Source organism: Bradyrhizobium campsiandrae (assembly GCF_014529705.1).
GTDB lineage: Bacteria > Pseudomonadota > Alphaproteobacteria > Rhizobiales > Xanthobacteraceae > Bradyrhizobium > Bradyrhizobium campsiandrae.
Genome location: NZ_JAANIH010000001.1, coordinates 98986 through 108131, shown reverse-complemented (window position 1 = coordinate 108131; position 9146 = coordinate 98986). Strand labels below are relative to the sequence as shown.

The window sequence follows — 9146 nt, the reverse complement described above, 5'->3', positions numbered from 1 at the left end:
GAGGTGGTCTCGTGCGGGGTGGCTGTCACGCGGGGCGGTCCGTCAGACTTTTTCGACTTCGGGACGGCCGAGCAGGCCGGTCGGCATGAAGATCAGTACGACGATCAGGATCGAGAACGCGGCGACGTCCTTGTACTCGACCGAAAAATAGGCCGACCAGAACGTCTCGATCAGGCCGATCGCAAGGCCGCCGAGCATGGCGCCAGGCAGTGAGCCGATACCGCCCAGCACGGCCGCGGTGAAGGCCTTGATGCCGGCGACGAAGCCCATGAAGAAATCGACCAGGCCGTAATAGAGCAGGTACATCAGCCCCGCGACCGCGGCGAGCGCGGCGCCGATCACGAAGGTCATGGAGATGGTGCGGTCGACGTCGACACCGAGCAAGGCCGCCATGGTCTGGTCCTGCTCGCAGGCGCGCATGTCGCGCCCGAGCCGGGTGCGCGACACCAGCCAGGTGAAGATTCCGAGCAGGACGATGGTGGTGAGGACCACCATGATCTGGATGTTGGAGAGCTGGATGACGAAGCCGTCCGCGCTCTCATGCAGCGTGTAGCCGCCGGTGATGAAGGGCGGGATCGGCTTGACGCGGGCGCCTTGCGCAACTTGCGAATAATTGGTCAGCACGAAGGACATGCCGATCGCCGACAGCATCGGGGCGAGGCGGAAGGAATGGCGCAGCGGCCGGTAGGCGATGCGCTCGATGGTCCAGCCGTAGAGCGCGGTGATCGCCATCGAGACCAGCAGCACCACGAGCAGAATCACGGGGATCGCGGTCAGGCCGAGAGAGACCAGGATCAGGAAGGTGATCAGGGCGATGAAGCCGCCGATCATGAAGATGTCGCCATGGGCGAAATTGATCATGCCGACGATGCCGTAGACCATCGTGTAGCCGATCGCGATCAGGCCGTAGATGGAGCCAAGCACGAGGCCGTTGATGAGCTGCTGGGCAAAATAATCCATAGGCTGCCGTTACCAAACCTGACGCGAGGGAGCTCTTCGAGAGGGTGCTTAAGTTTCTTCTCGGGCCCCGGCAGCCCACGAATGTTCTTCCCATTTTGTAACAGGAGGAAACTGGCGGCTGCAACTGGCTATGGCTTGGCATAAAGGCTTGTACAGAGGTCATTTCGGTCATGGGCCGATCTTCCGGTTCCGCAGCTGCGAGGAACCGGGTTCCTCCGGGCAACCAAATCGGCCGCCAGTTGTTGTTTGTGTCCTGACGTCCAACAAGGGAGTTTCCCCCAATGACGAAGCAGCAGAACCAGAATCCGGGCCAGCAGAGTCAGAGCCCCGGCCAGCAGCGTCCAGGCCAGCAGCCGGGGCAGCAAGGCGGCGGCCAGAAACCCGGGCAGCAGCAGCAGGATCCGATGCGCCAGGGCGACAAGCCCGGCCAGCAGCAGGGTGGCCAGCGCGGTCAGGACAATTAGGCTGGAAACCGACGCGTGAGGGAAGCAGGCCCCGCCGAAAGGCGGGGCTTTTTCTTTGGCCGCCGGGATCCGTTGGGGACAGTTAAGGTAAACAATGGGTTTAAATTGCTGCCACAGTCCGATGCGAGTTAGCTGCCGGCAAAGCCTTCCGTCCGAAGGCGTGTAGGCGAAGCGGGTAGCGGCATGTTCAGCAATTGGCGGATCGGCTCGGTCAACGGCGCGTTGCTGGCGGCCTATTTCATTCCGGCCTGGACGCTGGTCGCCTTCAACATTTTCGTGGCGCCGGTGCACGGTCTCTACGAGCGTCCCAGCGTCGCGGTGGCGCTGTTTCTCAGCGACCAGCTTCAGATGTCCGGCATGAGCACGGTGCGCGCTGCCTGGCTGCTGGCGCTGGGGCGGCTGACCGTCGTGGCGTTCTTTGCCATTTATCTGGCGCTGCTGGCCATTCCGCGCACCCGCAAGACCGGTGCGAGTGACGAGGCGCTCGGCATCGCGCTCGCGATCGGCAGCCTGATCTCGTTCGCGAGCATGATGATGGCCTCGAAGGTTGGTGAGATGGCCGCGCTTCGGCTGCACGCCACCGAGCTGCTGCTGCTGCTCGGTGCGGCAATCGTGCTGGTGATCGAGCGGCCGGCGGCAGCGCCCAAGGCCGTCAAGGCCGTCGAGGCCGCGAACACCGCGACGCTAGGTCTTGAGCAAGCCGAGCTCCTGCACAATCGCTGAGGCTTCCTTGACGGCGTGGTTCGCCGCCGGGACGCCGCAATAGATCGCCTGCTGCAGCAGGATTTCCTTGATGTCGTCGGGCGTGAAGCCGCCCTCGGCGAGCGCCGCGCGCACATGCAGGCGGAATTCGTCCCATTGCCCGAGCGCGACCATGGTGCCGATCACGAGCACGCGGCGCGTGCGTTCGTCGAAATGCGGCCGCGTCCAGATTTCGCCCCAGGCATAGCGGGTGATCATGTCCTGGAAGTCGGTGTTGAAGGCGTTGCGGTTCGCGATCGACTTGTCGACCCAGGCATTGCCCAGCACCTTGCGGCGTACGGTCATGCCGGCATCACGCCGCTTCTGGTCGTCCATTCTATCCTCCTCTCCGTCACTGCGACTAGCGCTGCGTCAAGAACCCAACCACCGCATCCGTAAACGCATGCGGCTGCTCGACGTTGGAAATGTGGGCGGCGTCGATGATGGTCATGCTGGCACCGGGAATGCTCGAGCGGATCAGCTCGGCCGCCGAGATCGGGGTTGCCTGATCGTGGCGGCCGGCAATCACCAGCGTCGGGCTCTTGATCTTGGGCAGCAGCGCGCGCTGGTCGAGCCTCGACAGCGCCTCGCAGCAGGCAAGATAGCCTTCGACCGGGGTCGCGAGCAGCATCGCCTTCATCCTGGCGGTGATGTCAGGCTCGCGATCGCGGAAATCCTGCGTCAGCCAGCCCGCGATCACGCCGTCGGCGACCGCCGCGATGCCGCCCTTCTTCACCGCCTCGATGCGCTCCAGCCATCTGGTCGGCTCGGCGTAGTAGCAGGAGGTGTTGGCGAGGATGAGCTTGCCGAATCTTTCGGGCGCATTGGCGCCCAGCCATTGCCCGACCATGCCTCCCATCGACAGGCCGCACCAATGCACCTTCTCGATGTTAAGATCGTCCAGAATTGCGAGCACGTCGCGGCCGAAGCGCTCCATCGTGTAGGGGCCGGGCGGAACGTTCGACTTGCCGTGGCCGCGGCGATCGTAGCGGATGACGCGGAACACCTGCGTCAGCGCCTTCATCTGCGGCTCCCACATCTGCAGCGTGCAGCCGAGCGAATTGGAGAGCATCAGGGTCGGCCCGCCATCGCGCCCCTCGACGGAGACGTTGATCAGGCAGCCGTCGGCATCGATCATGGGCATTGCGGCGTCTCCGTTTGGCTTTATTCGCGGTCGAGGCTGTCGAGCAGGCGATCGATCAAGGCCTGTGACGATCCTTGATAGGCCATCGGCTCGAACAATGCCGCAATTTTCTCCGGCGCCAGATGTGCCGTCACCTGCGAATCGGCCGACAGCACCTCGCGCAGATGCTTCTTCTCGGCCACGGCGCGCTTGCTGGCGGCCTCGATGAGATGATGTGCCTCGCTCTTGCCGATCCTGTCGGCGAGGGCAAAGGTCACGGCTTCCGCCATGATCAGGCCGTGCGTCGCGTTGAGGTTGCTGCGCATGCGCGCGGCATCGACGTCGAGGCCTTCGGCAATGTCGACGATGGCGGCAAGTGCGCCCGAGGTGACCAGCATCAATTGCGGCAATGTCGGCCATTCCGCATGCCAGGGCCCGGCGCTGCGCTCGTGGTCCTGGACCTGGGCTGCGAAGATCGTCGCGGCAAGCTGCGGCGCCATGGTGGCGCAGCCGAGGGCGCTTGCGGCCGCGACCGGGTTGCGCTTGTGCGGCATGGTCGAGGAGCCGCCGCGGCCCTCTCCGGCAGGTTCGAACGCTTCGCCGACATCGGTCTGCATCATCAGCGAGACGTCGCGCGCGATCTTGCCGCAGCTGCCGGCAAGTATTGCGAGGCTTGACGCGGCTTCCGCGATGCGGTCGCGATGGGTGTGCCAGGGGGCCTCGGGCAGTGGCAGGTTCAGCTCCTGTGCCAGCCGTTCGGCGACGGCGAGCCCGACGTCGCCGAGCGCTGCAAGCGTGCCGGCGGCGCCACCAAATTGCAGAGCGAGGCCCTCGCGGCGAAGCCGGCGCAGGCGGCAGCGGGCGCGGGCGAGGCTGGAGGCATATTCAGCGGCCTTGAGCCCGAACGGCATCGGCAGCGCGTGCTGGAGCCAGGTCCGCGCCACCATCGCGGTGTCGCGGTGCGCGCGGGCGAGCGCGGCAAAGCCCTTGATGGCGCGGCTGAGGTCGGTGTCCAGCGCATCGATGGCCGCGCGCAAGCCGAGCATGGTCGCGGTGTCGATGACGTCCTGGCTGGTCGCGCCCCAATGCACGTAGCGTGCAGCCTCGACGTCGGCCTTGCCGACATTGGCGGTCAGCATCTTGATCAGGGGAATCGCGAGATTTCCCGACCGGGTCGCAGCCTCGGCCAAGGTCGTCACGTCGAAGCAATCGGCCTTGCAGGCGGCTTCGATCGGGCCGACGGCGGATGCGGGAATCACACAAGTGGCGGCCTCGGCCCGGGCCAGGGCTGCCTCGAAATCGAGCATGTTCTGCAGTGTGGACCGGTCGTCGCAGATGGTGCGCATGGCTGCGCTCGACAGCATCGGCGCAAGCAGGGGGGAGAGGGTTGTGCTCATGTTGCGCGAGACCTAATCACCATGATCAGGCTCTGCCAATCCCTGACCATCAGCACAAGGCTTTTTGCAGATGCGAATATGCATTGCACGTGACCGGAGGCCGCCCTTTCCTTTGCCGCCTTCGTGCGTTACTTGAGCAATATTATTCTGATGCGATCCAAGTCTGATGCGGTCCAAGTCCGATACGATCCAAGTCCGATACCCGGGAGGCGCCCCATGGCCATGACGATGAACGGCGAAGTCCAGCTCGCGGCCCCGCGCGAGGCGGTCTGGGAAAAGCTCAACGACCCCGCGGTGCTGAAGGCCTGCATCCCCGGCTGCGAGGAGCTGGAGAAGACCGATGACGGCGGTTTTCGCGCCACGGCGAAGATGAAGGTCGGGCCGGTGTCGGCGCGCTTCAAGGGCAAGGTGACGCTCTCAGATCTCGACCCGCCGAACGGGTACAAGATCTCGGGCGAAGGTGAGGGTGGCGTGGCCGGCTTTGCCAAGGGCGGTGCAGTGGTCAAGCTTGCCGAGAAGGATGGCGGTACACTGCTCTCCTACGACGTCGAGGCGCAGATCGGCGGCAAGTTGGCGCAGCTCGGGCAGCGCCTGATCAACGGCACCGCCAAGAAGCTGGCCGACGAGTTTTTCGCGAATTTCGCCAAGGCGGTACAGGGCTGATCGCCCTTGCTTTCCGTCATGGCACCTTGCGCTGGGGGCAATGTTGCCCCCGGCCATAATGGCCCATATGATGGGTTGGAATAATTATAAGAAAGAACCGCTTCGACGGGACCCGTCGGGGCGCTGATAGAGAGTGCTTATGGCAAAAATCTCCCTCATCGTGAACGGCAATCCTGTTACTGGTAATGTCGACCCGCGTACGCTCCTGGTGCAGTTCCTGCGCGAGAATCTGCGTCTGACCGGCACCCATGTCGGCTGCGATACCTCGCAGTGCGGCGCCTGCGTCGTGCATCTCGACGGCAAGGCCGTGAAATCCTGCACCACACTTGCGGTGATGGCCGACGGCCACGAGGTCAAGACGATCGAGGGGCTGGCCGCTGACGGCGCGCCGCTGCATCCGATGCAGGAGGCCTTCCGCGAGCACCATGGCCTGCAATGCGGCTTCTGCACGCCCGGCATGATCATGACCGCGATCGACATCGTGCATCGCAAGGGCCACGAGCTCGACGACCATACGATCCGGGAAGAACTGGAAGGCAATCTCTGCCGCTGCACCGGCTACCAGAATATCGTCGCCTCGATCGCCGCCGGCGCGAAGGCGATGGCCAAATCCGATCTCGCGTAACCGCGCGCCCTCCGCGATCAGGACACCCTCATGTACGAATTCAAATATCACCGCCCCGGGACCGTCCGGCAGGCCGCCAATCTCCTGGTGAAGAACGAAGACGCCAAGGTGATCGCCGGCGGCCACACGCTGATTCCCGTCATGAAGCAGCGGCTGGCGAGCCCGCCGCATCTGGTCGACCTCTCCCACATCGAGGGGCTGAACACGATCGAGATGAAGGGGCGTTCGCTGGCGATCGGCGCCACCGCCAAGCATGCGGAGGTCGCGACGTCGGCCATCGTCGGCGAGGCGATCCCGGCGCTGGCCGATCTCGCCAGTCAGATCGGCGACCCCGCCGTGCGCCATCGCGGCACCATCGGCGGCTCGCTCGCCAACAACGACCCGACCGCCGACTATCCGGCCGCGGTGCTCGCGCTGGGCGCGACCATCGTCACCAATAAGCGCCGTCTCAAGGCCGAGGAATATTTCCAGGGCCTGTTCTCGACCGCGCTGGAGGCGGACGAGATCATCACGAAGGTGATGTTCCCGCTGCCGAAGAAAGCCGCCTACATCAAGTTCCGCAACCAGGCCTCGCGCTATGCGCTGGTCGGCGTCTTCGTGGCGCGGCGGCCCTCGGATGTGCGCGTCGCCGTTACCGGTGCCGGCTCGAACGGCGTGTTCCGCGTCGAGGCGTTCGAGGAGGCGCTGAAGAAGCGATTCTCGTCGAAGGTGCTCGATGGCATCGAGGTGCCCGCCGAGGGGCTCAACAGCGACATCCATGGCAGTGCCGAATACCGCGCGCATCTCATCGGCGTGCTGACTCGGCGCGCGCTCGACGCGGCCAACGCCAAGGAGTGAGGTGACCTCACTTCTCGGCCCCACTTGTCCCGATGAGGGCGCAAACGAGACTGGCTTTTCATGACCTCAGCGACCTTGCCGGCATCGGTCGATGCGATGCTCGAACTCTTGACCTCGCGCGGCTATCTCGCCGAGCGGTCGCTGGCGACGGTGACGTATCTCTCGCTGCGCATGGGCCGGCCGCTGTTTCTCGAAGGGGAGGCCGGCGTCGGCAAGACCGAGATCGCGAAAGTGCTGTCGGCGGCGTTGGGTCGAAAGCTGATTCGTTTGCAGTGCTACGAAGGTCTCGACGTCTCCTCGGCGGTCTATGAGTGGAACAGCGCGGCGCAGATGATCGCAATCCGGATGGCGGAAGCCGCCGGCGACACCGATCGCGAGCAGCTCTCGAGCGACATCTTCGCCGACCGCTACATGATCAAGCGGCCGCTGCTGCAGGCGCTGGAGCCTGATGTCGCCGGCCCGCCGGTGCTCTTGATCGACGAGCTCGACCGCGCCGACGAGGCATTCGAAGCTTACCTGCTCGAAATCCTCAGCGACTTCCAGGTCACGATCCCCGAATTCGGCACTGTCAAGGCGCCGCACCCGCCGATCGTCATCATCACCTCGAACCGGACCCGCGAGATCCACGACGCGCTGAAGCGGCGCTGTCTCTATCATTGGGTGGATTATCCCGCCGCGGAGCGCGAGCTCGCGATCGTCAAGACCCGCGTCCCCGGCATCTCCGCCAAACTGTCGCAGCAGGTCGTCCGCTTCGTGCAGGCGTTGCGCAACCAGGACTTTTACAAATCGCCTGGCGTCGCCGAGACCATCGACTGGGCCACCGCGCTGTCCGAGCTCGATGCCCGCTCGCTGACCCCGCAAGTGGTCGGCGACACGCTGGGCGCGCTGCTCAAATACCAGGACGACATCACCCGCATGCAGGGCGACACCCTGCAGAAGGTGCTGAAGGAAGCGACGAGCGAGAATTGATCTCGCGTCGGCTCGTCATTCCGGGGCGCGCGTCGCGCCAACCCGGAATCCATTGGGCCGCAGTGTTGGTGGATGGATGGATTCTCAGGTGCGCAATTGCGCACCGTAGCTCGCGCCCAAATCGGCGCGCCCCGGAATGACGGCTGAAAGTGTGAACGCATGGCCATCAACCACCTCGCGCCCGAAAAGACCGAGCAGTTCGCCGATAACATCGTCGGCTTTGCCCGTGCGCTCCGCGCCACCGGCATGCCGGTCGGGCCCGGTGCCGTCATCGATGCGATGAGCGCGCTGCAGGTGATCGACATCGGCAACCGCGCCGACGTCTTCACCACGCTGGAGGCGATCTTCGTCAAGCGCCACGAGCATGCGCTGATCTTCAAGCAGGCCTTCAACCTGTTCTTCCGCGCCTCGGAGGAGTGGAAGCATATGCTGGATTCGGTGCCGCTGCCTGACAGCGCCAAGAAGAAGCCGCCGGCCGCCGCGCGCCGCGTCCAGGAGGCGATGTCGCAGCCGCGGATGACCGAGACGCCGCAGCACCAGGAGCAGGATCTGCGCCTGTCGGTCTCCGACAAGGAAATCCTGCAGAAGAAGGATTTTGCGCAGATGAGTGCGGCGGAGATCGCCGAAGCGCTCCGCGCCATCGAGTTGATGCGCCTGCCGCAGGCAGAGCTGCTGACGCGCCGCTACCTGCCCGATCCGCGCGGCCTGCGGCTCGACATGCGCCGCACGCTGCGGGCATCCTTGCGCACCGGCGGCGACATCATCGACATCCATCGCCTCGGGCGGATCGAGAAGCCGGCGCCGATCGTGGCGCTGCTCGACATCTCCGGCTCGATGAGCGAGTATACTCGCCTGTTCCTGCATTTCCTCCATGCCATCGGTGACGCGCGCAAGCGCGTCTCGGTGTTCCTGTTCGGCACCCGCCTCACCAACGTCACCCGCGCGCTGCGCCAGCGCGACCCCGACGAGGCGCTGGCAAGCTGCTCGGCGGCGGTCGAGGACTGGGCCGGCGGCACGCGAATCTCGGCCTCGCTGCACAATTTCAACAAATTGTGGGCGCGGCGCGTGCTCAGCCAGGGCGCCATCGTGCTGCTGATCTCGGACGGGCTGGAGCGGGAGGCCGATTCCAAGCTCGCCTTCGAGATGGACCGGCTGCACCGCTCCTGCCGGCGGCTGATCTGGCTCAACCCCTTGCTGCGGTTCGGCGGCTTCGAGGCCAAGGCCCAGGGCATCAAAATGATGCTCCCGCACGTTGACGAATTCCGCCCGGTACATAATTTGAGTTCGATCCAGGAGCTGATCACGACGCTCTCGCGGCCGCTGCCGCCGCATCACCGCAGCCTGATCCGTTCCGCAGCTTGAGAGGC

11 protein-coding genes are annotated in these 9146 nt (G+C 64.9%); 7 read left to right on the top strand and 4 right to left on the bottom strand.

Annotation, left to right across the window (positions count from 1 at the left end; translation table 11 throughout):
* Positions 1-42: 42 nt before the first annotated feature.
* Positions 43-960: an ABC transporter permease subunit gene (locus G8O24_RS00555; RefSeq protein ID WP_188095459.1), complete on the bottom strand. Its 918-nt coding sequence runs from the start codon at positions 958-960 to the stop codon at positions 43-45.
* Between the two features lie 281 nt (positions 961-1241).
* Between G8O24_RS00555 and G8O24_RS00550 the strand changes: the two genes are divergently transcribed.
* On the top strand, positions 1242-1424 hold the full coding sequence (locus G8O24_RS00550; protein ID WP_188095457.1) for a hypothetical protein: 183 nt from the start codon (positions 1242-1244) through the stop codon (positions 1422-1424).
* Between the two features lie 183 nt (positions 1425-1607).
* On the top strand, positions 1608-2147 hold the full coding sequence (locus G8O24_RS00545; RefSeq protein ID WP_188095455.1) for a hypothetical protein: 540 nt from the start codon (positions 1608-1610) through the stop codon (positions 2145-2147).
* Here G8O24_RS00545 and G8O24_RS00540 read toward each other — a convergent pair.
* From G8O24_RS00540 to G8O24_RS00530, 3 genes are read right to left on the bottom strand one after another with little or no spacing between them, the layout of a single operon-like run.
* Entirely contained in the window at positions 2109-2501 is a 393-nt protein-coding gene (locus G8O24_RS00540; RefSeq protein WP_188095453.1) for a carboxymuconolactone decarboxylase family protein, read from the bottom strand. The two genes, G8O24_RS00545 and G8O24_RS00540, sit on opposite strands and share 39 nt — an antisense overlap.
* Before the next feature lie 25 nt (positions 2502-2526).
* Entirely contained in the window at positions 2527-3309 is a 783-nt protein-coding gene (gene pcaD / locus G8O24_RS00535; RefSeq protein WP_188095451.1) for a 3-oxoadipate enol-lactonase, read from the bottom strand.
* A gap of 20 nt (positions 3310-3329) precedes the next feature.
* On the bottom strand, positions 3330-4685 hold the full coding sequence (locus G8O24_RS00530; protein WP_188095449.1) for a 3-carboxy-cis,cis-muconate cycloisomerase: 1356 nt from the start codon (positions 4683-4685) through the stop codon (positions 3330-3332).
* A 216-nt stretch (positions 4686-4901) separates the two neighbouring features.
* On the opposite strand from G8O24_RS00530, the gene G8O24_RS00525 reads away from it, so the two are divergent.
* From G8O24_RS00525 to G8O24_RS00505, 5 genes are all read left to right on the top strand, one after another.
* Entirely contained in the window at positions 4902-5348 is a 447-nt protein-coding gene (locus G8O24_RS00525; RefSeq protein WP_188095448.1) for an SRPBCC family protein, read from the top strand.
* A 139-nt stretch (positions 5349-5487) separates the two neighbouring features.
* A complete protein-coding gene (locus G8O24_RS00520; RefSeq protein WP_057748873.1) occupies positions 5488-5973 on the top strand; it encodes a (2Fe-2S)-binding protein in 486 nt (161 codons plus the stop codon).
* A 30-nt stretch (positions 5974-6003) separates the two neighbouring features.
* Positions 6004-6810 carry an FAD binding domain-containing protein gene (locus G8O24_RS00515; protein WP_188095446.1) on the top strand — a complete coding sequence of 269 codons (807 nt, stop codon included), beginning with the start codon at positions 6004-6006 and terminating at the stop codon, positions 6808-6810.
* Between the two features lie 60 nt (positions 6811-6870).
* Positions 6871-7779 (top strand): AAA family ATPase, encoded by a 909-nt coding sequence (locus G8O24_RS00510; RefSeq protein ID WP_188095444.1) that lies wholly within the window; start codon positions 6871-6873, stop codon positions 7777-7779.
* A gap of 159 nt (positions 7780-7938) precedes the next feature.
* Positions 7939-9141: a vWA domain-containing protein gene (locus G8O24_RS00505; RefSeq protein ID WP_188095442.1), complete on the top strand. Its 1203-nt coding sequence runs from the start codon at positions 7939-7941 to the stop codon at positions 9139-9141.
* Positions 9142-9146 lie beyond the last annotated feature (5 nt).